General features: G+C 70.8%; 18 protein-coding genes. 8 read left to right on the forward strand and 10 right to left on the reverse strand.

Annotation, left to right across the window (positions count from 1 at the left end; all coding sequences use genetic code 11):
• Nucleotides 1–88: 88 nt before the first annotated feature.
• Complete coding sequence (locus ACFSOX_RS19105; RefSeq protein ID WP_378479415.1) at nucleotides 89–1,111, reverse strand: Gfo/Idh/MocA family protein; 1,023 nt, start codon at nucleotides 1,109–1,111, stop codon at nucleotides 89–91.
• A 356-nt stretch (nucleotides 1,112–1,467) separates the two neighbouring features.
• Between ACFSOX_RS19105 and ACFSOX_RS19110 the strand changes: the two genes are divergently transcribed.
• A complete protein-coding gene (locus ACFSOX_RS19110; protein WP_378479484.1) occupies nucleotides 1,468–2,514 on the forward strand; it encodes a S1C family serine protease in 1,047 nt (348 codons plus the stop codon).
• A gap of 139 nt (nucleotides 2,515–2,653) precedes the next feature.
• Nucleotides 2,654–2,932: a hypothetical protein gene (locus ACFSOX_RS19115; protein ID WP_378479416.1), complete on the forward strand. Its 279-nt coding sequence runs from the start codon at nucleotides 2,654–2,656 to the stop codon at nucleotides 2,930–2,932.
• Between the two features lie 107 nt (nucleotides 2,933–3,039).
• Here ACFSOX_RS19115 and ACFSOX_RS19120 read toward each other — a convergent pair whose 3' ends face one another.
• The 5 genes from ACFSOX_RS19120 to ACFSOX_RS19140 all read right to left on the reverse strand — a co-directional run bounded on the left by ACFSOX_RS19120 (nucleotide 3,040) and on the right by ACFSOX_RS19140 (nucleotide 11,161).
• Complete coding sequence (locus ACFSOX_RS19120; protein WP_378479417.1) at nucleotides 3,040–3,447, reverse strand: hypothetical protein; 408 nt, start codon at nucleotides 3,445–3,447, stop codon at nucleotides 3,040–3,042.
• Between the two features lie 103 nt (nucleotides 3,448–3,550).
• Complete coding sequence (locus tag ACFSOX_RS19125) at nucleotides 3,551–5,647, reverse strand: caspase family protein (protein ID WP_378479418.1); 2,097 nt, start codon at nucleotides 5,645–5,647, stop codon at nucleotides 3,551–3,553.
• A 307-nt stretch (nucleotides 5,648–5,954) separates the two neighbouring features.
• Nucleotides 5,955–6,629, reverse strand: a complete 675-nt coding sequence (locus ACFSOX_RS19130; protein WP_378479419.1) for an OmpA family protein — start codon at nucleotides 6,627–6,629, stop codon at nucleotides 5,955–5,957.
• 460 nt (nucleotides 6,630–7,089) lie between these two features.
• Nucleotides 7,090–9,051 (reverse strand): outer membrane beta-barrel protein, encoded by a 1,962-nt coding sequence (locus ACFSOX_RS19135; RefSeq protein ID WP_378479420.1) that lies wholly within the window; start codon nucleotides 9,049–9,051, stop codon nucleotides 7,090–7,092.
• Nucleotides 9,052–9,577: 526 nt separating this feature from the next.
• Nucleotides 9,578–11,161 (reverse strand): caspase family protein, encoded by a 1,584-nt coding sequence (locus tag ACFSOX_RS19140; protein ID WP_378479421.1) that lies wholly within the window; start codon nucleotides 11,159–11,161, stop codon nucleotides 9,578–9,580.
• Nucleotides 11,162–11,510: 349 nt separating this feature from the next.
• Between ACFSOX_RS19140 and ACFSOX_RS19145 the strand changes: the two genes are divergently transcribed.
• The 3 genes from ACFSOX_RS19145 (at nucleotide 11,511) to ACFSOX_RS19155 (ending at nucleotide 17,427) form a co-directional block, all read left to right on the forward strand.
• The gene (locus ACFSOX_RS19145; protein WP_378479422.1) at nucleotides 11,511–13,133 is read left to right on the forward strand and encodes a B12-binding domain-containing radical SAM protein; all 1,623 of its coding nucleotides are present in this window, start codon (nucleotides 11,511–11,513) and stop codon (nucleotides 13,131–13,133) included.
• A gap of 145 nt (nucleotides 13,134–13,278) precedes the next feature.
• Nucleotides 13,279–15,018: a hypothetical protein gene (locus ACFSOX_RS19150; protein ID WP_378479423.1), complete on the forward strand. Its 1,740-nt coding sequence runs from the start codon at nucleotides 13,279–13,281 to the stop codon at nucleotides 15,016–15,018.
• Nucleotides 15,019–15,267: 249 nt separating this feature from the next.
• Nucleotides 15,268–17,427, forward strand: coding sequence for an AsmA family protein (locus tag ACFSOX_RS19155; RefSeq protein ID WP_378479424.1), 2,160 nt, complete (start codon nucleotides 15,268–15,270; stop codon nucleotides 17,425–17,427).
• A 241-nt stretch (nucleotides 17,428–17,668) separates the two neighbouring features.
• Here the strand turns inward: ACFSOX_RS19155 and ACFSOX_RS19160 are convergent, their stop codons facing one another.
• From ACFSOX_RS19160 to ACFSOX_RS19175, 4 genes are all read right to left on the reverse strand, one after another.
• Entirely contained in the window at nucleotides 17,669–18,607 is a 939-nt protein-coding gene (locus tag ACFSOX_RS19160; RefSeq protein WP_378479425.1) for an efflux RND transporter periplasmic adaptor subunit, read from the reverse strand.
• Nucleotides 18,608–18,673: 66 nt separating this feature from the next.
• The gene (gene gluQRS / locus ACFSOX_RS19165; protein WP_378479426.1) at nucleotides 18,674–19,591 is read right to left on the reverse strand and encodes a tRNA glutamyl-Q(34) synthetase GluQRS; all 918 of its coding nucleotides are present in this window, start codon (nucleotides 19,589–19,591) and stop codon (nucleotides 18,674–18,676) included.
• Between the two features lie 290 nt (nucleotides 19,592–19,881).
• The gene (locus tag ACFSOX_RS19170; protein WP_378479427.1) at nucleotides 19,882–21,093 is read right to left on the reverse strand and encodes an MFS transporter; all 1,212 of its coding nucleotides are present in this window, start codon (nucleotides 21,091–21,093) and stop codon (nucleotides 19,882–19,884) included.
• A 227-nt stretch (nucleotides 21,094–21,320) separates the two neighbouring features.
• Complete coding sequence (locus ACFSOX_RS19175) at nucleotides 21,321–22,016, reverse strand: substrate-binding domain-containing protein (RefSeq protein WP_378479428.1); 696 nt, start codon at nucleotides 22,014–22,016, stop codon at nucleotides 21,321–21,323.
• 176 nt (nucleotides 22,017–22,192) lie between these two features.
• On the opposite strand from ACFSOX_RS19175, the gene dctP reads away from it, so the two are divergent.
• The 3 genes from dctP to ACFSOX_RS19190 all read left to right on the forward strand — a co-directional run bounded on the left by dctP (nucleotide 22,193) and on the right by ACFSOX_RS19190 (nucleotide 25,132).
• Nucleotides 22,193–23,200: a TRAP transporter substrate-binding protein DctP gene (gene dctP, locus ACFSOX_RS19180; protein ID WP_378479429.1), complete on the forward strand. Its 1,008-nt coding sequence runs from the start codon at nucleotides 22,193–22,195 to the stop codon at nucleotides 23,198–23,200.
• An 85-nt stretch (nucleotides 23,201–23,285) separates the two neighbouring features.
• Entirely contained in the window at nucleotides 23,286–23,810 is a 525-nt protein-coding gene (locus tag ACFSOX_RS19185) for a TRAP transporter small permease (protein ID WP_378479430.1), read from the forward strand.
• Entirely contained in the window at nucleotides 23,807–25,132 is a 1,326-nt protein-coding gene (locus ACFSOX_RS19190) for a TRAP transporter large permease (protein ID WP_378479431.1), read from the forward strand. Before ACFSOX_RS19185 ends, ACFSOX_RS19190 begins: the two co-directional genes overlap by 4 nt.
• The last annotated feature ends 49 nt before the right edge of the window (nucleotides 25,133–25,181 follow it).

Below are 25,181 nucleotides of genomic sequence, written 5' to 3' on the forward strand. Positions count from 1 at the left end.
GCTGGATCCTCCGAGACAAGCTCTTGCCCACCCGAAATGTGTGCATGCCGTAGCGCACAGCGGGGAGAGGTGAAGGGTCAGACCGCCCCTACCCCACCGTCTGCACCTGTCCGGTCGCGGCGGAGCGGATCAGGGCTTCGCTCGCCGCGGCGCCGTGGACGATCTCGGCCGGCGTGATCGGGAAGGCCGGCCCGCCCTGGGCGGCGCGGGCGAAGGCCTCGAGCCCGGCGCGGGCCGTGTCGACGCGCGCCGCCGTCCAGGTCTCGGCCTCGCCCTTCACGGGCTGGAACCGGCATTCGCCGAACAGCCCGGTGCGGCGCTCCTCGGAGGAGGCGCCGGCCACATGCGTCATGCCGTCGAGGCGAACCCAGCCCTTCGAGCCGTAGGCCTGGACCACGAAGCTCGGCGCCGTCGCCATCATCATGCCGAGATAGGCCGAGGCGCCGCTCTTCAGGCGGAACAGCGCCGACGTGGTGTCGTCGGTCGGCAGGTCGACGGCGCGGCGGACGCTCTGGCAGTAGATCGTGTCGATCTCGCCGGCGAGCTGGATGAACGCGTCGATCGCGTGCACGCCGAGCGGCGCCAGCGCCCCGCACGGCGCCTCCTCCGGCTTGGCGCGCCACGCCGTCTTCGCCATGAACAGGGCGTTGGGCACCGTCATGATGCACTCGATGTGCTCCAGCACGCCGAGACCGCCGGAGCGGATGCGCTCCGTCAGGCCGATCATCTCGGGATGGAAGCGGCGATTGAAGCCGATGCCGAGCGCGACGCCGGCCTTCGCGACGGCGGCGACGGCCGCCTCGGCCGAAGCCTTGTCGTAGGTGAAGGGCTTCTCGCAGAACACGTGCTTGCCGGCGCGCGCCAGCATGGTCACCTCGGCGGCGTGGCCGGACGGCGGCGTCGCCAGGATCACGGCGTCGATGCCGTCGTCGCGGGCGAGGTCGTCGACCGTGGCGACCCGACGGAGGCCGCGCGCCGCCATGAACTCCGCCATCTCGGGGGCGACCCGCGGCTGCGCGGCCGCCACGATCGTCATCACGTCCGACCCGTCCACCGATTCGACCAGCGTCCGGCCCCACCAGCCGAGCCCCGCGATCGCGGTCCTGAGCATGTGCGTTCCCCCGTCGTCGTTTCTTGTGACGTCACGCGGCCCGCGCGGGCCGTCCCCGACTCGGACACGGCGTTCGGTGCGGCGTCAACACGCGGGGAACGCCGGGCTGCCCCGCCGCCCGCGTGGCTGCGACCATGGCTGCGACCGGCCGCCGCAACGGAACCGGACCCCGGGCACGGCCTTATTCACGAGGCGGGGTGGTCTTATGATGCTTCTGCCGAAGCATGATCGGTCCGAAGCTCGCGCCCACCGTTCGGGACGATCGTGCTCCGGTGCCGTCGTCGTCGTCATCGGAGTGCCCCGTGGACCGGACCGTTCGCTACGTTCTCCTCGCCGTCGTGCTGGTGCTCGCCGTCATGCTGGCGCAGCCCTGGATCCAGCAGTTCTTCTACTCGGCCACCGAGCCGCGGGCGATCGAGCCGCGCGGCAATCTCGCCGACTGGGAGAAGACCACGATCGCGATCTTCAACCGGGTGTCACCCTCGGTCGTGCAGGTCGCCGGCCGGGCGGGCGGCGACTTCTTCGCCGGGGCGGAGCCCGACGAGCCGAACGGCGGCGCCCAGACCGGCACCGGCTTCGTGTGGGACGCCGCCGGCCACATCGTCACCAACGCCCATGTGGTGCAGGGCGCGAGCGAGATCGCGGTGCGGCTCGCCAACGGCGAGGTCGCCCGCGCCACGGTGCGCGGCATGGCGCCGAATTACGACCTCGCGGTGCTGCGCATCCCGGCCCGGGCGCTGCCGCCGCCGATCCCGATCGGCAGCTCGGGCGACCTGCAGGTCGGCCAGGCGGCGTTCGCGATCGGCAACCCGTTCGGGCTCGACCAGTCGCTCACCACGGGCGTGATCTCGGCGCTCAAGCGGCGCCTGCCGACCCAGACGGGGCGCGAGATCACCAACGTGATCCAGACCGACGCGGCGATCAATCCGGGCAACTCGGGCGGCCCGCTGCTCGATTCGGCCGGGCGCCTGATCGGCGTCAACACGGCGATCTTCTCGCCGTCGGGATCGAACGCCGGCATCGGCTTCGCCGTGCCGGTCGACACGGTCAATCGCGTCGTGCCGGCGTTGATCCGCAACGGGCGGGTGCCGACGCCCGGCATCGGCATCGTCGCGGCGCCCGAGTCGCTCGCCACCCGGCTCGGCTACGAGGGGCTCGTGGTGGTGCGCACCGTGCCGGGCTCGCCGGCCGACCGCGCCGGGCTTCGCGGCGTCGACCGCACGGGCGGCGTCGTCGGCGACGTGATCACGGCCTGCAACGGCGAGCCGATCCGCCGCCTCGTCGATCTGAGCGACAAGCTCGAGCAGGTCGGCGTCGGCAACACGATCACGCTTTCCGTGCTGCGCGGCGGCCGCACCGTCACGCTTACGGTCGAGGTCGCCGACATCGGCGGTCGGCCGTGACGTGACGGCACGACGTCGCGCCCGCGAGCTCCACCCGCCACCTTGCATGTGAGGTGACGCACAGTCACGACGCGCGCGTCGGCGCGATCCTCCGTGTCACGGCCGGCGCGACGACGCCGGCGAACCGGAGGAAACCGCCATGTCGCCGCAACCCCGCTCGCTTTCGAATCGTCGCTCGGTCCCGTATGGACGCGCCGTCCGCCGCCTCTCTGCCGCGGTCGTGCTGCTCGCCGTCTCCGTCACGGCCGGGGCCGCCATGGGCACCGACGAGGAACGCTCGGCCTGCATCCCCGACGCGTTCCGCCTGTGCAGCAGCGCCATCCCGGACGCCACCCGGGTGATCGCCTGCCTGAAGACCGAGCGCGTCAAGCTCAGCCCGGCCTGTCGGACCGTGATGAAGCGCAACGGCACGATCTGATCAGATCGACGTCCGGCCTGACAACGGCCGTGCCCGACGAAAAAGGCCGCGCGATGCGCGGCCTTTTCTGATTCGACCAGCGGCTTCGCGGCCGCGTCGCGGCGCCGTCACCAGCCGATGCCGATATAGACCGGGAACCAGGCGCGCTCCAGCCGCGAGGCGACCATCCAGGGGCTGCGCGGCGCCGGCCGCGGCGCGACGGCGCGCACGACACGCTGCGGACGCGGCTGCCCGGCCGGAGTTCGCACGACAGGCGGCTTCCCGGGCGGCGTGGCGGCGGTGTGCGAGGGCGTCGCCGGCGCCCCGGCGACGGGCGGGGTGGACGGCGCGACGGGACGGACGGACGGCTCGGGCACCGCGGGAGCCTGCGCCTGCACCACGGTGTCGGCCCGGGCGGCGCCGGCGCTCGCCGGGTCGGCCGCCGATGCGAGCGCCCCGGTGGATAACGTCACGACGGTCACGGCGCCGACGACGGCACCGGTGAGCAGCACCTGATGGACGCGTGACCGGATCATCGGCTCACTCCCTTCATCGGACGACAAAATGATGTGACACGATTGTGTCGATTTCCGGCCGATGGGCGTTTCAGCCCGGCCGCGGGCACGGCCGGGCAAGTCGTCAGAAGCCGATGCCGTGCATCACGGCAGCCCCGCCGGCGCGCGGGGCCGGGCGCGCCGTGGCCTGGGCGCGGGCCGGGGCGGGCTCGCGCCGCGGCGCCGGGCGGGCCTCGCGCTCGCGCTTCGGCTCGGGCTTCTCGCGCCGGGTCGTCGTCTCCTTCTTGTCGCGCGACGGGCGCTCGGCGACCGGCGGTTTCTCGGCCGGTTTGTCGATGCCCTTCTGCGGATCCAGCGCGGCGAGGCAGGCCTTGATCGGCCGCTGCGCCTGCAGCTCCAGGAGGTCGACCGCGTCCGGGGCGGCGTCGCTGCGCCGCTGGGCGGTGCCGAGCCGGTAGGCGAGCATGGCGCGGCGGGTGGCGTCGTTGAAGACGCCGTTGTCGTCACCCTCGTAGCAGCCGATGCGGCGCAGCTCGATCTGGGCCGAGCGGATGATCTCCTCCTGGCTTCTCTCGCGGGTCCGCTCCTTCTCCTGCTCGAGCCGGAGCGCCGCCTCGCGCTGCGCCTTCTGCGCCGCCTCGGCCGCCGCCTTGGCGCGCTTCTCCTCCTCGTCGCGCAGCCGGGCGGCCTCGCGTTCCTGCCGCTGCCGCTCGGCCTCGGCCGCCGCCTTCGCCTGGCGCTCCTCCTCGGCGCGTCGCTGCGCCGCCTCGCGCTCCGCCTTGGCCCGCTCGGCCTCGGCGAGACGGGCGATGCGCGCGTCCTCCTCGCGCCGCCGGGCCGCCTCGCGCTGGGCCCGCGCCTCCGCCTCGGCGGCCGCCTTGGCGCGACGCGCCTCCTCGGCGGCGGCGGCCTTGGCCCGGCGCTCCTCTTCCTCGCGCAGACGGGCGGCCTCGCGCTGGCGCTCCGCCTCCTGGCGCTGCTTCTCGGCCTCCTCACGCTTGCGGTCGGCGATCGCCCGCTCGATCACCTCGAGCCGCGACTGGGCGACGACGGCGAGCGGCGAAGCCGGGAACTTCTTGATGAAGGCGCGGATCGCGGCCGGGTCCGACGTGTCCTGCAGCTTCTCCCAGGCGAGCCGGTCGGGGCTCGTGCGGTCGGGATCCTCGGCGGGACGCGACGGCGTCGCGCGGTCGAGCGCCGCGACCGCCATGGCGTCGGGCTTGGCGGCGGCGGCGAGCTTGGCCCGCTGCTGACGGGCGAGCTCGGCATAGAAGCCGGTGCCGTGGACGGCCAGGAACGCGTCCCAGGCCGACACGGTGGCGACCCGCTCGGCGAGCTCGTAATCGCCGCGCGGATCCGTGGTGGCCGCGCGCTCGGGCTCCGGCACCAGCGACACGGTGGCGCCGCCGAGCGACCCGTAGACGAACGGCTCCTGCCGATTGTTGGTCCGCTTGAGAACCTCGTCGCGCACCCGCCCGAGCGCGATGCGGATGTCGAGGCCCGGGGTGGTGAGGTTGTTGACCAGCGCCTGGGTGAACGGACTGTTCCGCCCTGCCCCGTCCTCGGCCGTCGAGCCGGCCTTGGCCGCGTAGGCGACCAGCGTGTCGGTGCCCATCGGCTCGATCTTGGCGAGGCCTTGGCTCACCGCCCGGGTGGCGATCTGACGCTGCATCCCACGGATGAAGGGATTGTCGCGGCAGGCGTCGAGGATCACGAGCCGCAGCCGCCGGGTCGACTCGATCGAGCGGAAGATGCGCTCCAGCGCCACCGCCTCGTCCTCGGCGTCGTAGTCGCTGCGCAGCTTGGCGTCGACCGGCACCATGTAGTTGACGCCGCCGACCTCGATGCCGTGGCCGGCGTAGTAGACGACGGCCACGTCGGCGTCACGCGTGGTGTTGTAGAAGTCGCGCAGCGCCCGCTTGAACTCGATGACGCCGAGATCGCGCTTGAGCTCGACGAGGTCGAACTTGGCCTTGCGGAACATCTCGGCGATGGCCGCGGCGTCGTTGTGCGGATTGTCGAGCTTGCCGACGTTCTCGTAGGCCGAGTTGCCGATCACCAGCGCGACCCGTCGGTCGGCCAGCGCCGGGTCGGCGATCGGCACGGCGAGGCCGAGAACGGCGATCCACAGGGCGGACGCGATTCGTTGCCGGGGCACGATCCGCGAGACCGCCGTGGTGACGACGCGGCGCGCGATCGTGACGAGCAAACGTCCGAGCATCTGTCGCCTCCCGCGCCTTGGACCCCCTGTCAGGATCGCTCTCGTCCAGGACCGCCCCTGTTCCGGAACACCCCTGCTCAGGATGGGTCGTTTCCCTGTTCGCAACGCCGGGCCGGCCACGGCCGAAAGCCTAACCGCCCGGTCGGAACGACGCAATTTACACGCCGCGAGATTGGTTCAACCTTTCGCGAGCGCGATGGCGCCCGCGCCGCTCGCCGCGACGCCGTTTCAGCGACCATCCCGGACGGTCCGGCCGCCGGGAACCGGACGGGAGGCCGGACCGGCCGCCCGTCCCGGGCATGGCCCGTCACTTGGAGGCCGACTGCTTGACCTCGAGATTGACGATCTGCACCCGGCGGTTCTCGGCCGCAAAGGGCTCGCCCGGCTTCTTGAGCTGCTCCTTGCCGTAGCCGGCCGTGACCAGGCTCTCGTCGGCGATCTGGAACTTCTCTTGCAGGAACTTCTTCACCGCGGCGGCGCGCCGCTCGGAGAGCTTCTGATTGTACTCCTCGCCGCCCTTGGCGTCGGTGTGGCCGCCGAGCAGGAAGGTGCCGCCGCGCAGCTCGGGGCTCGACAGCGCCTTGCCGAGCTCCATCAGGTCCGGCACGGCGCGCTGCACGATCTCGGCCGAGTTGTAGTCGAAATAGACCTCGAGATCGATCTTCTGCTTGTCCTTGGCGATGTCGGCGACCTTGGTGCGCTCGTCGAGCGTCAAGGCCCGGGTCTTGCCGCGGATCGTCTGCAGGAACTTCTGATCCTCCATCTGCTTCGGCGTCGTGGTCAGCCCGCGGGTCTTGGGGGCCGGCTTCAGCGCCTCGAGGATGTCGGTCGAGCTCGGCCGAGCTTGCGCGAACGCGGCGTGGTCGGCCATGGTGACGAGCGTGCCCGCGAGCAGAAGCGTCGCGAAGGTCGCTCCGAGCTTGGTCCATCGCGAGGGGGGCCGGCGTGTCGCGGTCGGGCGCGTGGTGTTCTGGCGTGTCATCTGTTTGTCCTCCGGCACTCGTCTAGGCGGTGTCTGCCTGTCGCCGTCAGAATAGCGCGCTAACGATCTGATACTGTGAGCGACCTCACACACGTTACGCGCCTCCGACGACCGAGCAAGGAACTCACTTTTTTGTGACCCTGGAAACGACGGCGAGGCCGTCGTCCCACTCGTCTATTGGTGTCGGAGCCTGCGCGGTCCGTTCGGTCGGCGCCATGCGCCCGGACAAAAAGCCGATCGCCGGCCTTGGCCGACCGCTGCGGTCGATGTGCGGCCGCCCTGGCCGACCGCAGCCCCCGAGACGGCGGCCGGACGGACCTGAACAAACGAAGGCCCGGCCTTCGCGGGAAGGCCGGGCCCGTCGTCGCGCGGCCGGGTTTGGCGGCGGCCGCGCGATCCCTGTGAGCGGCGTGCCGCTCGGAAGGTCCGTCGCTCAGTCCTTGGCCATTCGGTACTTGGCTCAGTACTTGGCCATCACGGGCGCCGCCGGCACCGGCGAGAACCGGTAGTTCAGGCCGATCCGGGCGAGACCGCCGGTCACGTCGGTATCGACGGCAACGGGACTCCCAAGCAGCGTATAGCCGGTGTACTGATTGGAGCCGAGATCGTAGTAGAGGTACTCGGCCTTGGCCGACCAGTTGGCGGAGAGAGCGTATTCGGCGCCGACGCCGACCGTCCAACCCATCGCGATCTTCGAGAACGAGCCGGGCGAAGCCAGAACCACCGGCGTGACGTTCGACGAGATTGTCTGGGTCACATCCGCTGCCGCAAGCCCCCCCTTGACGAATAACAGCGTGCGATCCCAGGCGTACCCGAGACGGCCCGTGATCGTCGCAAACCAGTCCATCGTGGTCTCGTCGGTCAAGGCCGTGCCGGTTGCTGTCGCCTGGAAGCCACCGCTCGTCAGCACCAAGGCAATCGGATTCGAGCCGTGGCCCTTCGTGTTGCTCCAGGCGATATCGCCTTCCAGGCCCAAAACGAACTTACCGTACTCGAAGTTGTATCCGGCCTGACCGCCGAGCAACGCGCCGCCGAACTTGAGATTGGACCCGTAGAGCGTCCCGAAGGCCGACTCGGTATAGTCGTTCTTGCCATAGATCGTGCCGGCGTTCAGACCGACATAGAGGCCGCGCCACACGACCGGAGCCGCGACTGCCGCCGGCGGCGCCTTGTAGACGAGGCTCTTGCCCACCAGGGCCGCTTGCAGCGGCTCGGGCGTGAACTGATAGCGCAGGCCGCCGTTGAGGGCCCAGCCCTCGATGTTCTCGCCGAACCGATAGTCGCCGCGGACGTAGCCGAGCCAGCCGGTGTTCAAAACCTGGCCGGCAACGCCGCCCGAGATCTGCCCGTAGGTACCGACGCGGCTCGTCGTGATCACGCCGGCCGTGTCGATGAAGTTGTTGGCGTTGGAGGCGACGCGGGTCGTCACGTCGCCGGCGAATTCGTGGAAGACGCTGCCCGTGATGAAGGGCTGCAGCGCCGCATAGGGCGTCGCGACGTTGGTGCCGATGCGCAGGCTGAGGCGGCCGAGTTCGCTCTTGATGTCGTCGACCTGGACGAATCCCGGGATCGCCGTGACGATGCCGGCGGCGTTCAGGCCCGACAGGCCGAGCGGATCGACCTCGACCTTCGAGTAGATGAAGCCCGCCGAAGGCTCGATGAACCAGCTGTTTGGCAACGCGAGGTTGTAGCCGATGCCACCGCCGACCGACCAGCCGCGGGCATTGAGACCCTGACCGAACATGCTGTTGGCCGGATCGTTTAGGTTCATGTTGTAGAAGTCCCAGCGCACCTGGGCGTCGGCGAAAAAGCCACCCCTGGTCACCGCGAGATAGCTTCCGAAGAACGGCACCTCTGTGGTCGAGCTGAACGTCGCCGGCGTGACCGGGTCGCTCGTCTTGTCACGCGCCCGCGAAGACATGTAGCCGGCCGTCGCGCCCATGTGGACGTTCCAGCCGTTCCAGTTCAGCTTGGCGATGTCGCGCCCGACCTGATAGCCGACAAAGTCCTGGCGCGTCTCCGTGTCGCACGCGATCCCACCGGAGAACGCTCCGCCCCGGAACGTGCCCGTCAGGTTCGTCGTGCTGCTGTTCTTGGTCTCGACCGAGCCACCGAGGGCGCGTCCCCACACGCCGCCGCCGTTCTCGCCGGGCGGCGGATTGGCCGGGCTGCTGACGAAGGCCGAGCCCGTCTGCGCCTGGTATACGCTCGTCGAGGTATTGAGAACCGAGACGAGCGAATTAATCGCGGCGCCGCGTGCCGCCGGCGTGACCGCCGCGAGCAGCTCGGTGGCGAACCCGCCGCTGGTGTTGGTGCACTGCGCCTGGGCGGCGCCGGACATCGCCATCGCGACCAACAGGGCCGAGCTGCCGAGCAGGATGCGTTTTCGGTCGATCCTCGACCGCGAAGTGATGATGTGCATTGTCGTCCCCCGTCCCCCGACGAATTCGCAACGCTCGTTTCACGCCTCTTCGGACCCCGATTAAACAGACAACCGCGACGCCCGAAAACAGAAACCGGGCGGTCCGGCGGCTCAACCGGGCGTTTTGAAGGCGGCGCGTGCTCTTTGAGCAACACACCATTACGTTGCCGACATCGATCGGCAGCGAAGACTTATGTCATTGATAGGTCATGCATAGTTCGTTCGGGCTAGAATCCGGACGAGGCTCGCGCGACCGCCCCGCCGGGCACGGTCCGGACGGCCGTGACGCCGCATGGTTTGTTTCGGAGTGTGAACCAAGATCGGTTCCACGGCCGACTCGGCGGGCGCGAGGTCGATGATCGGCGCTCCCCTCGGGCGCTCCCCTCGGGCGCCCCGCGGCGAAGCGCCGGCGGATGCCGGGCACCGGCATGCCGGACCGCTCCGGACGAGACCGGGACCGGCGACGGAACCGCCGCCGCGGGACGCCACGGTCGGGCGACGGCGCGCGGCCCGCGGCCGCCGCCGGTCAGCGCACCCCGTAGCTCTCGAACTCCTGGTCGATGGTCGGGTCGATCGCCTTGGCGCTGCGGATGTCGGCATTGCCGGCCGAGGTCTCGCCCTTGCGGACCTTGGCCTTGCCGCGGCCGAACAGGGCGGAGGCCATGCGCGGGTTCATGCGCAGCGCCTGGTCGTAATCGGCGATCGCCTTGTCGAGGCGGCCGAGCCGCAGATGGACGAGGCCGCGGCTGTCGAGCGCGTCCGGGTATTGCGGCTTCAGACGCAGCGCCTCGTCGCAGTCGGCGAGCGCCGCGTCGAGCTCGTTCATCACGGCGCGGGTGAAGCAGCGGTTGTTGAAGGCCTCGGCGTCGGACGGGTTGATCCGGATCGCCTGGCCGAAATCCTCCGCCGCCATGGCGTATTCGCGCCGCTCCGCCCAGGCCTGGCCGCGCTTGTAATAGGCCTCGCCGTCACGCGGGTTCTTGTCGATCTGGGCGTCGAGGTCGCGGATCACCTGGTCGCGGCGCGGCCCGGTCGACGGGGGCGGCGGCGGCGACGTGATGGTCGTCGGCTTCGGCTCGGGCGGCGGCGGAGGCGGCGTAACCACGGTCACGGGCGGCTCGGGGGGCGGCGGCGGCGGGGTCACCACCGACACCTTCGGCTCCGGCGGCGGCGGGGGCGGGGGCGGGGGCGTCACGCTCGGCACCGTCCCGCCACCGCGCGAAAAGGAGAAATCCTCGATCAGCGAGGACGACACCCACGGCACCTGCTCGTTCCTGGAGGCGCGCGAGACGCCCATGCGGGTGTTGTTGAAGATCTGCTCGGCGCTCAGCCCCGGCGAGCGCATCTCCTTCAGGAGCTCGCCGACGAACAGGCTGTTCTCGCCCTCCGACTCGTTCGCCACCTTGTCGGCGGCGGCCGAGTACATGGCGAGCGTGCCGGCCGGCGCGTTGAGTGCGGCGAGCCCGGCCGAGAAGCCGCGGAAGCGCCGCTCGAACGGGTTGCGGCGGGCGGCGTCGACGATGACGATCTTCACCGAGGCGCCGGCGCTGTTCATGGCGGCGAGCACCGACTCGATGCTGACGCCGTCGCGCCGTACCTCGCCCTCGGTCCAGATCTGGGCGTCGACCGGCACGATGTAGGACTGCTTGCCGGTCTGGATGCCGTAGCCCGAGTAGAAAAGGAGCGCGGCCGATCCCGGCTTGATCTTCGCCTTGAACGTGTCGATCACGCTGCGCAGCCGCTGCTTGGTCAGATCCTCGCCGGTCGTCACGTCGAAGCCGGCGCGCCGCAGCTCCTCGGCGACCGCACGGGCGTCCTTGAGCGGCTGCGGCAGCGGCTGGTTGTCGTCCGGATAGGTGGCGTTGCCGATCACCAGCGCGACGCGCCCGCCCGAGGCCTGCGCGAGCCGCAGCGGCACCGACGCGGCCGAAGCGGCGGCCGGGGCCGCCGGTTCCGGGGCCGTGACGGTCGCCCCGACCGCCGCCCGCCGGGCCGGATGCGACAGGCCCTCCGATCCGTGCGGCTCGGCGGGAAGCGACGCGGCAGGCCGCGCGGCGAACACGAGAACGGCGACCGAGAAGACGAAACGGGCGAGAACGGAAGGCTTCATGTCCGGACCTCGGCGCCGGACCACGCGGTCGCGCCGGGGCGCGTTCAGCCCGGTCACGCGCGCACATGGTCGCGGCTGTGGGAGCGACGTCGGCGCCCAAAGACTGCGCGCGCACACAATAGTTACCTCGCCTTGCAATCTCAATACGGCCGCCACACACCTGAAACGCGCGATCGAACCGCGCACCGCCGCGACCACTCGAAGCCCCCGGGCAGCCGGAGCGCAGGTCGCCGTCGCGGTCATCAAAAAGCCGCTGCGCTTGACACACCCTTCGGGCTTCCCTGAACGTTGTGATCTGGCAGGCCCGGATCGTTCACCCCCGTCACGAAGGCCGCCACAGGATCTTGGAATGCGTACCGTTCATTCGATCTCGACCGACCACCCGGACACCGCAGGGACGGACCATGGTGGTCGCCGCATCCTGTGCGTCTGTCCCCGCTACACGTCCTCGTTCGGCATGTTCGAGCATGCCTATCCGCTCACCGACGGCGTCCGCGCCCTGATGCCGCCGCAGGGCCTCCTGGTCATCGCCGCCGCCGTGCCGCCCGGCTGGGAGGTGCGCTTCGTCGACGAGAACATCAGGCCGGCGACCCACGACGACTTCCGCTGGGCCGATGCCGTGTTCGTCACCGGCATGCACGCGCAGCGCCGGCAGATCGAGACGATCTGTCACCGCGCCCACATGTTCGACCGGGTGACGGTGCTGGGCGGCTCCTCGGTGTCGGCCTGTCCGGAGAACTATCCCGAATACGACTACCTGCATGTCGGCGAGCTCGGCGACGCCACCGAGGCGCTGTTCGCCCGCCTCGCCGCCGACCCGACCCGGCCGGAGCGGCAGGTGGTGCTCACCACCAAGGCGCGCCGCGAGCTGACCGACTTCCCGCTCCCGGCCTACGAGCTCGCCGAGCTGTCGCGCTATCTCACCGGCAGCATCCAGTACTCGTCGGGATGCCCGTATCACTGCGAGTTCTGCGACATCCCGGCCCTGTACGGCCGTAATCCGCGGCTCAAGACGCCGGAGCAGGTGACGGCCGAGCTCGACAAGCTCCTCGCCTGCGGCCTGACCGGGCCGGTCTATTTCGTCGACGACAACTTCATCGGCAACCGCCGCGCCGTGCGCGAGCTGCTGCCGGCCCTGGTCGACTGGCAGAAGGCGCGCGGCTATCCGTTCATCTTCTCCTGCGAGGCGACCCTCAACATCGCCAAGCGGCCGGAGATCCTCGCCCTGATGCGCGAGGCGTCGTTCGAGACGGTGTTCTGCGGCATCGAGACGCCCGAGCCCGAAGCGCTCGAGGCGATCGCCAAGGACCACAACATGATGGTCCCGCTGCTGGAGGCGGTCGAGACGCTCAACGCCCACGGCCTCGAGGTGGTGTCCGGCATCATTCTCGGGCTCGACACCGACACGCCCGACACCGGCGCCCGCGTCATCGACTTCATCGAGCGCTCGCGCATCCCGATGCTGACCATCAATCTCCTGCAGGCGCTGCCGCGCACCCCGCTGTGGGACCGGCTCGTCAAGGAAGGCCGGCTGATCGACGACGAGGACCGCGAGTCCAATGTCGACTTCCGGATGCCCTACGACGAGGTTCTCGCCATGTGGCGGGACTGCATGGAGCGCGCCTTCTCGCCGGCCGCGGTGCTGTCACGCTATCGTCATCAGCTCGAGCACACCTATCCGAACCGGCTGAAGGTGCCGTTCCGCCAGCGCCACGTCCCCTGGCGCGACGTCGTGCGCGGCCTGAAGATGCTGCGCGCCGTGCTGTGGGAGGTCGGCGTCAAGGCCGACTACCGGGCCGCGTTCTGGAAGGTCGCGGTCGAATGCCTGAAGCGCGGCCAGATCGAGCACCTGATCCGCATCGGCGTGATGGCCCACCATCTGGTGATGAGCGGCCGCGACGCCGTCGAGGGCCGCCAGAAGGCCTCGCACTACTCGGCCCGCCCGCAGGAGGTGCCGGTGCCGGCGGAGTAGCGCCATCCATATCCGTCATTCCGGGGCGCACCGCAGGTGCGAACCCGGACTCCAGCAACACCCCCAGAGTGCGCGGCTGGATTCCGGGCTCGCGGCCTTCGGCCGCGCCCCGGAACGACCAGCTCTTTGCGTGTCAGTCCGAGTCATGCCCGTCACCGATCTGATCAAGTCCTCCTTCGCCGCCCTCACCGCGGAAAAGTCCGGCCCGAGCCTCTACGATCTCTGCGACCCGCTGCTGCGCGGCGCCGGGCCGGGCGACGCGCATCTGCGCACCTTCTACAAGACCGCCGTCGCCAATCCGGTGCTTCGCCCGCTGATGGGCCGGGCCGGCCTTCCGGCGCTCACCGATCCGGACCGCTTCGCCGCCCTGCAAGGCGCGATCCGCTCGGCCCGCGACGACGCCACGCCGGACTGGGCCGCCATCGGCCGCGCGGTCGCGCCGCTGATCGACGCGGTGCCACAGCAGCATCCGCGCCGCCCGCCGCTCGCCGGCAAAGCCTCGATGCCGCCGCTCGCGGAGATCGACCGCGTCATCAGAGGCTGCGCGACGGACCTGCTCGGATCCTACACCCGCAACCAGGGCTTCATCCCGGCCTACGCGGCCTTCAATCTGATCGGCGACCCGGACTTCCACGGCCGCGACCTCGTCACGGCCCTGGTCGGGCTCAACGCCCGCACCTACAAGAACGCGACGCTGCTGTTCAATCTCGCCCGCGCCTTCATCCTGCCGAACGCGCCGATCGCCGGCCTGCTCAATCCCGGCTGGTCGGGCTTCGCCGAGCCGATGTGGGAGCCGGTGCAGATCAAGCACCGCTCGGCCTATTACGACGCCTTCTTCGCCGAGGCCCTGATGGACTTTTTGGGCACCGGCCTCGCCACGAGCGACGAGACGGCGCGCGCCAGGACGGCGATCTCGGGCATGATCGCGTTCTGCCTGACCACCAGCCGCGAGACCGTGAAGCACCCGATCGACGGCACGCCCTTCGACGTCGTCACGGCGCTGGTCCGGCCGCCGCATGTGCGGATGAGCAAGTTCTTCTGGAGGCTCAAGAGCGACCTGGGCTTCGGCCTGTACGTGCCGGATTGCGACACGACGGCCTGCTCGCTGTCGGCCGCGACGCAGTTCGGCGTCGAGCATCCGATGCTCGACCAGCCGTTCCTCGACTACTACGCCGGCTATCAGGTGCGGCCCGGCACCAACCGGCCGCCGCCCTCGGTCGACATCAACGCGCCGGTCGACTTCACCGGCGGCATCGTCACCTGGATCGAGAACGCGGCCGGCGACAACCCTTTCGGCAACGACCTCGACCCGACCCTCAATCTCGACGTCCTCGAGGCGGCGTTCCGCAATCACGCGCGCTGGGACATCGTCGGCACCGAGCGGCGCGTGACCGTCCTGCGCGGCGTCGTCGACTTCCACGACCGCCTGATCGGCTCCGGCGCCTTCGCGGATCCGCGCGCCCACATCTACTATCTGCCGGAGCTCTACGCCGCCTATTTCGGCCGCTGCCTCGCCGCCTTCCGGGCGATGCCGACGACGATCCAGAGGACCATCGACCCGGCCGACCGCTTCGCGGCGATGCGCGAGACCATCCTGGCCTATGTCCACGACGACCTCGCCGCGCACGAGATGAACCCGTTCGACGCGGCGCTCGCCCTCCTGGCGCTCGCCAAGCTCGGCGGCGACCGCGCCCGCTTCGCGCCTGCCGTCGCCGCGATGGTCGAGGCCTTTGGCGAGGGCGGCCGCAAGGGGCCGTACAAGGCCTACGAGTGGAACAAGATGAAGACCCCGACCCGCATCCTGGTCGGCGGCCCGGAGGTCACCTCGGCCTTCGTGCTCTCGGCGCTGTCGCACGCACGGGCGGTTCTCGCGGGAGCGCACTGAACCGGCGCACCGCCGGGACGGACCAATCGGTGCGGCCCCGCCTCGGCCCCCTGCCTGCGATCGCCCGCCCCGGGAGGAACGCATTCGTTCGCCACGATCCCGCCGGCGGGCGGAGGGGACGGCGGCGGGCCGCATGGCAATCGCGGGGGCGAAAGTGATAGACATCACATACGGTCGGCCCACGAACTTCTATTCGAGTCTGTTGATTCTCCGTCACCGAGCGCCGCGCGGGCGCGGGAGGCACCGGACATGATCTCGAAGACGATCGCCGCCGTCGCGGTCGGTGCCGTGCTGCTCGCCGGCGGCGCCGTCGCCGTCTACGGCGTCCCGGCCCGCGGCCTCGTCGACACGTTCAGCCGCGACGTCCTGGCGCGGCACGACCTCGTTCTCGACATCGGCGGCGACGCCCGCCTGACCCTCTGGCCGGAGACCGGGCTGACGCTCGGCGACGTCCGGCTGCGCGACGCCAAGACGACCGACGAGATCGCCCGCATCGACGGGGTGCGGGCGAACATCGGGCTCGGCAATCTGTGGAACGGCAAGGTCGACATCGCCGACCTGACGCTGACCCGGCCGGTGGTCCACACCGACCCGATGTTCGCCCGCGCGGCGCGCGGCGCCGCCGCCCGCAAGTCGCGCAGCCTCGGCGCCGGCGGCACCAACGAGAGCATCCTGCCGGTCGACCAGGCGGTCGCCATCGGCCGAGTCGCGATCGACGACGGCCTGATCGTGGTGCGCGACGGCAGCCAGACCGCCGAGGTGAAGATCGAGTCGCTGCGGCTCGCCAGCCTGCCGGCGGCGGGCGGCCGCTCCAACCTGCATCTCGACGCCAAGGTGGGGGCCGCCAATCTGCGCGTCACGGCGCCCGGTGACACGCCGACCCGGCTCGCCGACGGCAAGGCCGTGCCGATCGAGGCGCGCATCGACGCGCCGACCCTGTTCCGCACGCCGGCGACCATCAGCACGACGCTGACCAGCGCCGGGCCGGTGCTGAAGGCCGACAATCTCAACGGCCTCGTCGACCAGGGCCGGCTGCGCGGCGCCGTCTCGGTGTCGTTCGCCGGCGCCCGGCCGTTCGTCGACGCGACGCTCGAATCCGAGCGGCTCGACCTGACCAGCCTGGTCGAGGCGGTCACCGGCCCGACCCCGCCGGCGCGGCCGCGCAGCACCACGGCCCCGGCGCCGTGGAGCGACGCGCCGCTCGACCTGTTCGGGCTCGGGCTCGTCGACGCCAACGTGGCGCTCACCGCCCGCGAGGTGACGATCGACGGGATCCGCATCGCCCCGGCCGTCATCGAGGCCTCGCTGCTCGCCGACACGCTGAAGGTCGAGCTGTCGCCGTCCGGCGTCTACGGCGGGCAGGCGACCGGCGAGATCACGATCGACCGCACCGCCGCGACCCCGGCCGTGTCGGTGAAGACGAGCTTTTCCGGGCTCGACGCGCTGCCGTTCCTGCGCGACGCCGTCGCCTTCGAGTACATCGAGGGCAAGGCACGCGGCAGCCTCGAGGTGCGCGGCACCGGCAAGAACCCGCGCGAGATCGTCGGCTCGCTCGCCGGGCGCGGCGACCTTCTGTTCGAGAACGGCGCGGTGCGCGGCATCGACATGCCGGCGATGCTGCGCTCGCTGCTCGACGCCATCCTGGCCGGCTGGCAGGCGGGCTCCGGTGAGCAGACCCGCTTCTCGACCTTCAAGGGCTCCTTCACGGTCGCCAGCGGCGTCGCGCGCACCACCGACGTCGCCTTCCAGGGGCCGTACATGGTGATGAGCGCCGCCGGCAACATCGATCTGCGCGCCAAGACCCTCGATCTGCGCGCCGACCCGCGGCTCGTCGCGGCGCCGACGACGCCGGGTCAGGCGAGCAGCGTGCTCGGCATCGGGGTGCCGGTGGCGATCCAGGGACCGTGGTCGGCGCCGCGCATCTATGCCGACACGCCGAACGTGCTCGCCAATCCGGACGGCGCGTTGAAGGCGCTGCGCGACGCCCTCGGCCCCGGCGGCGGCGCCCAGATCGGCAAGCTCATCGACGGGCTCAAGGGCCTCGCCCCCGGCCCCGGTCCGGGCGTGACGGCGCCCGGCATCACCCCGCCTGGTGGCGAGCCGGCGCGCGAGCCGAGCACGCTCGCCGACGACATCATGAAGGCGCTCAAGGGCGCCGCACCACCGTCGCTCGCCCCGTCCCTGCCGGCCCCGGCGCCGGCGCCACGCGACCTCACCACGCCGCGACCGGCCGTGCCCCCGGTGACCGCCACGGCACCGCCGCCCCCGCCGCCGCCCGAGGTCGGCGTGGCGCCCCGGACCAGTCCCCCGCCGACCCGCGAGACCCGCCCGAAGCCGCCGCCCGAGCCCACCGTCCGCGAGCTCGAGGAGGGCGCGCGCGAGTTCCTGAAGGGCTTCTTCGGGCGGTAGGCGAAAGTCGCCTCTCGATCAACTCCGAGCGTCGTCGGCTGGCGCTGCTTCCTTCTCCCCGCATGCGGGGAGAAGGTGGCTCGGCGCATCAGCAGCGAGTCGGATGAGGGGGCACCGCCGTATCCACGAGACGCCCCCTCACCCGACATCCGCGCTGAGCGCGCGAATGTCGACCTCTCCCCGCGCGGCGGGGAGAGGTAAGGACAGCGCCAAATCTCAAACGTGAACGTGGGCTTGCGCCTCACTCCTGCACGGCGCGGACACGGTCGCCTTCGCGCAGGAAGGTGCCGGCGCGACGGACCACCTGGTCGCCGTCGGCGACGCCCTGGCGGATCTCGACGTCGCCGCCGGACATGAGGCCGAGCTGCACGGGCCGCGTCTCCACCCGGTTGTCGCGCACCACCTGGACGACAGCGCCGAGCGGGCCGAACAGGACCGCCGACAGGGGCACGCTGGTCCCGCAGCTCGACCCGACTTCGACGGTCGCCCGCGCGAAGGTGCCGATCTTGATGCGGCGGTCGTCGCCGAGCGTGATGCGGGCTTGGCCCGCCTGGGTCTGCGGGTTGATCTCCGGCGACACCGCCCGCACCCGCCCCATGACGGTGCCGAGCCCGGTGACGTCGATCTTGGCGGGCTGGCCGACCGCGATCTTGCCCATGCGCGTCGACGGGATGTCGGCCTGCAGCTCGACCTCGCCGCCGGCGATGATCAGGAACATCGGCGGGCCCTGGGTCGACACCATGGCGCCGACCTGCGTCATGGTGCGGCCGACCACGCCGGCGACCGGCGCCTGGATGACGAAGGCCGCGGCCGGCGCGTTCATGCCCTCGATCTTGGCGAGCCGCGCCAGCACCTGGCCGGAGGTGACGAGATCGCCGTTCTCGACCAGGATCTGGGAGACGCGCACGCCCTCGATGTCGGGCCGGACCTGGGACTCCTCGCGTGCCACCACGGTGCCGGCGACCCGCACCGTGTCGGCGAAGCAGGCGCGCTTCGCCCGCATCACCGAGACCGACATGCCGGCCTGCTCCTCGGCGGCCCGGGCCGGGGGCGCCACGACCGCGCCGAGCGTGACGACGAGACAGAGGACCGCGGCGCGGGCCCCCCGGCCGCGACCGGCCGGACCAGAGGGCCGCGACCGATCGGGACGACGACGATGCAGGTCGTGCTGGAAAGCCATGTTCGCCTCGTCATGCTCCGCGAAGGGGCGACAATTGCGCCATTCCTGCACGCGCGCGCCCCCCGATCAAGGGTGCGCCGACACGGTCGACGGTTCGATCAGCCGACGGATGTCGGCCGGCGTCTGGCCGGCGGCGCGCAGCGCCCGAAGGGCCGTCGCCCCGGTCGACTTCGACAGCTTGTGGCCGTCGGCGTCGAGGATGAGCCCGTGGTGGCGATAGACCGGCGCCGGCAGCCCGAGCAGCGCCTGCAGGACGCGATGGATCGAGGTCGCGGCGAACAGATCGCGGCCGCGCACCACCTCGGTGACACCCTGCGCGGCGTCGTCGACCACGACGGCGAGGTGATAGCTCGCCGGCACGTCCTTGCGCGCGACGACGACGTCGCCCCAGACCTCCGGCCGCGCCGCGATCGTCCCGGTCTCGCCGGCCGGGCCTGCGCCGCGCTCCTCCCAGCAAAGGTCTTTCCCCCGCGGCCCGAGGACGGCGAGGGCGGCGGCGAGATCGAGCCGCAGGACGTGCGGCGCGCCCGCCGCGATGCGGGCGGCGCGCTCGGCCGCCGGCATGTGCTTCGCGGTCCCCGGATAGAGCGGTGCGCCGTCGGGATCGCGCGGCCACGGCGCCGCCGCTTCGCGAGCCGCCGCAGCATCGCGGTCCGCGACCAGGCGAGCGATCTCGGCCCGGCTCTCGAACGCCGGATAGAGGACGCCCAGCGCCTCGAGCGTCTGCAGCGCCGCGCGGTACTCCGGAAAATGCTCGGACTGGCGGCGCACCGGCGTCTCCCAGGTGAGCCCGAGCCAGGCGAGGTCCGCGTAGATCGCGGCCTCGAACTCCGGTCGGCAGCGCGCGACGTCGATGTCCTCGATGCGCAGGAGGAAGCGCCCGCCGGTCTCGCGCGCCCGCGCGGCGTTGAGCAGCGCCGAACAGGCGTGGCCGAGATGCAGGAGGCCGTTCGGGCTCGGGGCGAAGCGGAACGTCTCCGTCACGGGTGCGGCCCCGTTCCCAACTGAATCCACGGCTCGGAGCTACCCCCCTCCCTGTCCCTCCCCCACAAGGGGGGAGGGACCGCTGGGGCCGCGACCTCCTCGTGATCGGACCAAGGCCGATCGACCTTGGAGATGGCAATCGGCCGGCGGCTCGCCGCAGCCCGCTCCCTCCCCCCTTGTGGGGAAGAGGTTCGCGCGACGCGCGACAGGAGGGGGGTGAGCCACGCACTCGGAGTCATGATCGATTTGCTGACCTGTCGCGACGGCACCGTCATCGCCCTCTCGGTTCCTCAGCTCCTCCCCGCCTCCGCGTGGTGCCGGATCCCCGTGACGCTCGGGGCCAGCGCGGCGAGGAGGAGCGCACCGATCAGGATCGGCACGAAGGCGGCGAGCGGCTCCCCCGACAGATCCCAGGCGAGGCCGGAGAGGATCGGCGTGATCACGGCGCAGGAGTAGCTGATCGTGAACATGCCGGCGGCGAGGCGGTGGACGTCGTCGGGTCGCGCCAGGATCGTCGGCAGCGCGAAGATCAGGATCAGCACGGTCGCGTCACAGAAGCCGATGACGATCGACGAGATCACGATCACGGCCGGCGAGCCGAACATCAGGCCGATGAGCGCCACGAAGGAGACGAGCCCGCACGCCACGTAGGGCCACACCTTGCGGACCAGCCGGCCGGCGACGGCGAGCAGGATCAGCGAGGCCGGGATCTGGCCGACGTTGAGCACCGTCAACGTCAAGCTGATCAGATCGGGGCGGCCGGTGCGGGTCAGAACCTCCGGGATGAAAGCATTGGTGGTGAAGTACATGGCGTTGACGGTGCCGAACATGATGCCGATCCGCCACAAAAGGCCGCTCTTCCAGTCCGGCCACCATTTGCGGTTCGTCACCACGGTCGCCGCGTCGCCCCGCCGGCGCGGCGCCGCGACCGCGATCAGGATCGCGATGGCGACGCAGGGCACGGCCCAGGCGAGGAAGCTGCCGCGCCAACCGCCGGCGAGCGGCACCATCACGGGCAGCGTGATCGCCACCGCGGCGACCTCGCCGACCAAGAGGCCGTTGGCGTAGACGGCGGTGCCGAAGCCGATGCGGTCGGGCAGCCAGGCGCGCACCAGCGGCGGCAGCGAGGGCTGCATCACGGCGACGCCGAAGCCGGTGACCACGGTCGCGCCGTAGAGGAGCCAGATGTCGGGCGAGACACCGCGCAACGCCGAGCCGGCGGCGGTCGCGAGCAGTCCGACGAGCAGCGTCGTCAGCGCGCCGAAGCGGGCGATCAGCAGCGAGCCCGGAATGGCGGCGAGCGCGAACAGCACCGACGGGATGCCGGTGAGGATGCCGACCTCGGTCGCCGACAGCGCGAGGTCGTCGCGGATCATCGGGATGACGGGCGGCACGGCGAGAATCGTCATGCGCAGCCCGGTGCCGGCGAGCCACAACAGCGCGACGGCCGTGACGAGATGCCCGAGCCCGGGCGCGTCAGTGCTGGATGGTGGAGCCCTCATCGGCCCTTCTTTCGGGTTGTCGTGGGAGTGACGGTGACGGGCGCGGGGTCTTGCTTGGAGAAAGATCTCGGCATGTGCTCCGTCGTTCCGGGGCGGCGCGCAAGCGCCGAGCCCGGAACCCGTAACCCCTGTCTATCGTGAACCACCGACGCGGGGGCTATGGATTCCGGGCTCGCGAACCTGGTGGTCCGCGCCCCGGAACGACCGATGCGTGTCATGACCGAGCTTCACAACGCCGACAGGCCGCTCGCTTCGAGCGCCGCGCGGGCCTCCGGGGCGACCAGATGGGCGAGCAGGGCACGGGCGCCGTCGGGGTTCTCGGCCCGCGCCAGGATGCCGCCGCAGAAATACGACACCTCCTGCACGGCGTCGGGCAGCGGACCGACCAGCTCGATGCCCTTCACGGCCAGAAGCTCGCTCATCTGCTGGACGGCGAGATCGGCCTCGCCCGAAACGGCGCGCTCGGCCGTGAAGCCGTCGCGCACGATGGTCTTGGCGGCCATCTCCCGCGCGATCCCGAGCCGCTCGAGAACGCGGGCGAAGTGCAGGCCGCTCGCCCCGGTCTTCGACAGGGCGACGGCGCGAGCGGCGCGCAGCGCCGCGACCAGCGCCTCGACCGTGGAGATGTCCGGATGCGGCGCACCCGCCTTGACGGCCATGCCGACCAGCGAGCGGGCGATGTCGGTGCGGCTGTCCGGCACGACGACGCCGTCCGCGACGAGCCGGTCCATGGCGGCGCGTGACAAGAGCACGAGGTCCGCCGCCTCGCCCGCCGCGATGCGCGGCACAAGCTCGTTGGTCGCCCCGTAGTCGATCGCCGCCGCGATCCCGGTGTCGCGTGAAAAACCCGGAACCAGCGCCTCGAGCACGCCGCGCGTCGCCCGGGTGGAGAGCACCCGCACCACGGTCGCTCGCTCGGTCATGTGTCTCTCCCTCGGTGGTCCCGCCCCGCCGCCCGTCTCGCAATACCGTCCCGGGCCGGCCTTCGTCGGGGCCACGACCTGTCCCCTCGCGCCCGCTTTGACAAGCGCCCCGGCATGCCGTTCCATACACGTGTTTCGAACACGACGACAAAAAATAACATCCCGGGAGGAATGCAATGGAGTGGTACCGCAGCCTCGCGCTGGCGGGGGTTCTCGCCGTCGCGCCGGTCATGGCTCTGTCGGAGGCGGCGTCGGCGCAGGTGACGCTGCGCGCCTCGCACCAGTTCCCCGGCGGCAAGGGGGACGCGCGCGACGAGATGGTGCAGATCATCGCCCGCGAGGCCAAGGCCGCCAATGTCGGGCTCGAGATCCAGGTCTTCCCCGGCGCCTCGCTGTTCAAGCCGAACGACCAGTGGAACGCGATCGTCAACGGCCAGCTCGACATCACCTCGTTCCCGCTCGACTACGCGAGCGGCAAGGTGCGGGCCTTCGGCGCCACGCTGATGCCCGGCCTGGTGCGCAGCCACGAGCGGGCGAAGCGGCTCAACGACTCGCCCTTCATGAAGGAGATCCGCGCCAAGATCGACAAGGCCGGCGTGATCGTGCTGGCCGACGCGTGGCTCGCCGGCGCGGTCGCCTCCAAGAAGGGCTGCATCCGCAAGCCGGAGGACATGCAGGGGGTGAAGGTGCGCTCGGCCGGGCCGACCTTCGCCGCGATGTGGCAGAAGGCCGGCGGCTCGATCGTCTCGATCCCCAGCAACGAGGTCTACAACGCGTTGCAGACCGGCGTCGCCGAGGCGACCGACACCTCGACCGGCAGCTTCGTCTCGTTTCGCCTCTACGAGCAGGTGAAGTGCATCACGGCGCCGGGCGAGAACGCCCTGTGGTTCATGTACGAGCCGGTGCTGATGTCGAAGAAGAGCTTCAACCGGCTGACCAAGCCGCAGCAGGAGGCGCTGCTCGCCGCCGGCAAGAAGGCCGAGGCGTTCTTCGACGACGCCAGCCGCAAGCTCGACGCACAGATGATCGAGACCTTCAAGAAGAACAATGTCGAGGTCGTCACCCTCACGCCGGTCGAGTACGAGGCGTGGCTCGAGGTCGCGCGGGAAAGCTCCTACAAGGAGTTCGCCGGCGAGGTGCCGGACGGCAAGGCGCTGATCGACCAGGCGCTCGCGGTGAAGTGAGGCGGCGCGGGAGGCCGGCCGGCGCCGCTCCGCGATGCCGGTCGGCTCCGCCAAGGGGACGGGACACGCGTCCCGGGGGACTGTCATGGATTTCGCGATCAGGGCCGTTCGCGGCCTCTCGCTTCTGTGCGGCATCGTCGCGGCCGCGCTCACCGCCACGGCCGTGGTGGTGGTGTGCCAGATGGTGTTCGTGCGCTTCGTCCTGAACCAGAACACCATCTGGCAGACCGACTTCGTCACCTTCAGCCTGGTCGGCGCGACCTTCGTCGGCGCCCCCTATGTGCTGATGACGCGCGGCCACGTCGCCGTCGACGTGCTGCCGCTGGCGCTCGGCGAGACCGGCCGGTACTGGCTCGCGATCGTCGCGGCCGTGCTGTCGCTCGGTTTCGCGGCGACCGCGACGGTGCTCACCGCGATGTTCTGGATGGAGGCGTGGGAGAACCGCTGGGTGTCCGAATCCATGTGGCGGGTGCGCCTGTGGATCCCCTATGCGGCGATGCCGATCGGGCTCGGCGTGCTGACGCTCCAATACGTCGCCGATCTCGTCGAGCTCTCCACCGGACGGGTCCGGCCGTTCGGCCTCGAGGCCCCGCTGGAGGGCGGCATATGAGCCCCGCCGTGCAAGGCGTTCTGGTGCTCGTCGTCACCATCCTGGTGCTTCTCACCGGCGCGCCCGTCGCTTTCGCGCTCGGCGTCGTGTCGATCGTGTTCCTGGTGCTGTTCCAGGGCGCGGACTCGCTCGGCGTGGTCGCCGAGACGCTCTATTCCGGCCTGCACGACTTCACGCTCGTGTCGATTCCGATGTTCATCATGATGGGTGCGGCGATCGGCGCCTCGCCGGCCGGCCGCGACCTCTATGTCGCGCTCGACCGCTGGCTCTACCGGGTGCCGGGCGGCCTCGTCGTCTCCAATCTCGGCGCCTGCGCGCTGTTCGCGGCCCTCACCGGCTCGTCGCCCGCCACCTGTGCGGCGATCGGCAAGATGGGCATCCCGGAGATGCGCAAGCGCGGCTATCCGGGCGAGATCGCCACGGGCTCGATCTGCGCCGGCGGCACGCTCGGGATCCTGATTCCGCCCTCCATCACCTTCATCCTCTACGGCATCGCCACCGAGACCTCGATCGGCCGCCTGTTCCTGGCCGGCGTGATGCCGGGCCTGCTGCTCACCGGCCTGTTCATGGCCTGGACCATCTTCTACATCTGGTGGAAGGGCTTTCGCGCCTATGCGCCGGAGTTCCGCTACACCTGGGCCGAGAAGCTCTCCTCGATCCCCAAGGTGGCGCCGTTCCTCCTCATCGTGGTCGGCGTCATGGTCGTGCTCTACGGCGGCATCGCGACACCCTCCGAGGCGGCCGGCGTCGGCGCTGCGCTGTGCGTCGTGCTCGCCGTCACCATCTACCGGATGTGGAGCCCGAAGGACTGGTGGCGGATCCTGCGCGAGACGACGCGCGAGTCCGTCATGATCCTGATGATCATCGGCACCGCGGTGCTGTTCGGCTACATGCTCAGCTCGCTCTACATCACCCAGACGCTCGCCCAGGCGATCGCCGACGCGCAGGTCAACCGCTGGGTGCTGATGGGGCTGATCAACCTGTTCCTGCTGGTCGCCGGCTGCTTCATCCCGCCCGCCGGCATCATCCTGATGACGAGCCCGATCCTGCTGCCGATCATCACCCATGCGGGCTTCGATCCGGTGTGGTTCGGCGTGATCGTCACCATCAACCTGGAGATCGGGCTGATCACCCCGCCGGTCGGGCTCAACCTGTTCGTCGTCAACGCCATCGCGCCCGACGTGCCGACCCGCACCGTGCTGCTCGGCTCGATCCCGTATGTCGGCGCCATGATTCTGGCGATCGTGATCCTCTGCGTCTTCCCCGAGGTCGCCACCTGGCTGCCCGACACCCTGATGGGCCCGGCGCCGGGAGGGCGGTGAGGACACGCGAAACCTCGTGTCCCGGGCGCGGCGCACCGCGCCGCGACCC

Source organism: Rhodoplanes azumiensis (assembly GCF_042682915.1).
GTDB classification, from domain to species: domain Bacteria; phylum Pseudomonadota; class Alphaproteobacteria; order Rhizobiales; family Xanthobacteraceae; genus Rhodoplanes; species Rhodoplanes azumiensis.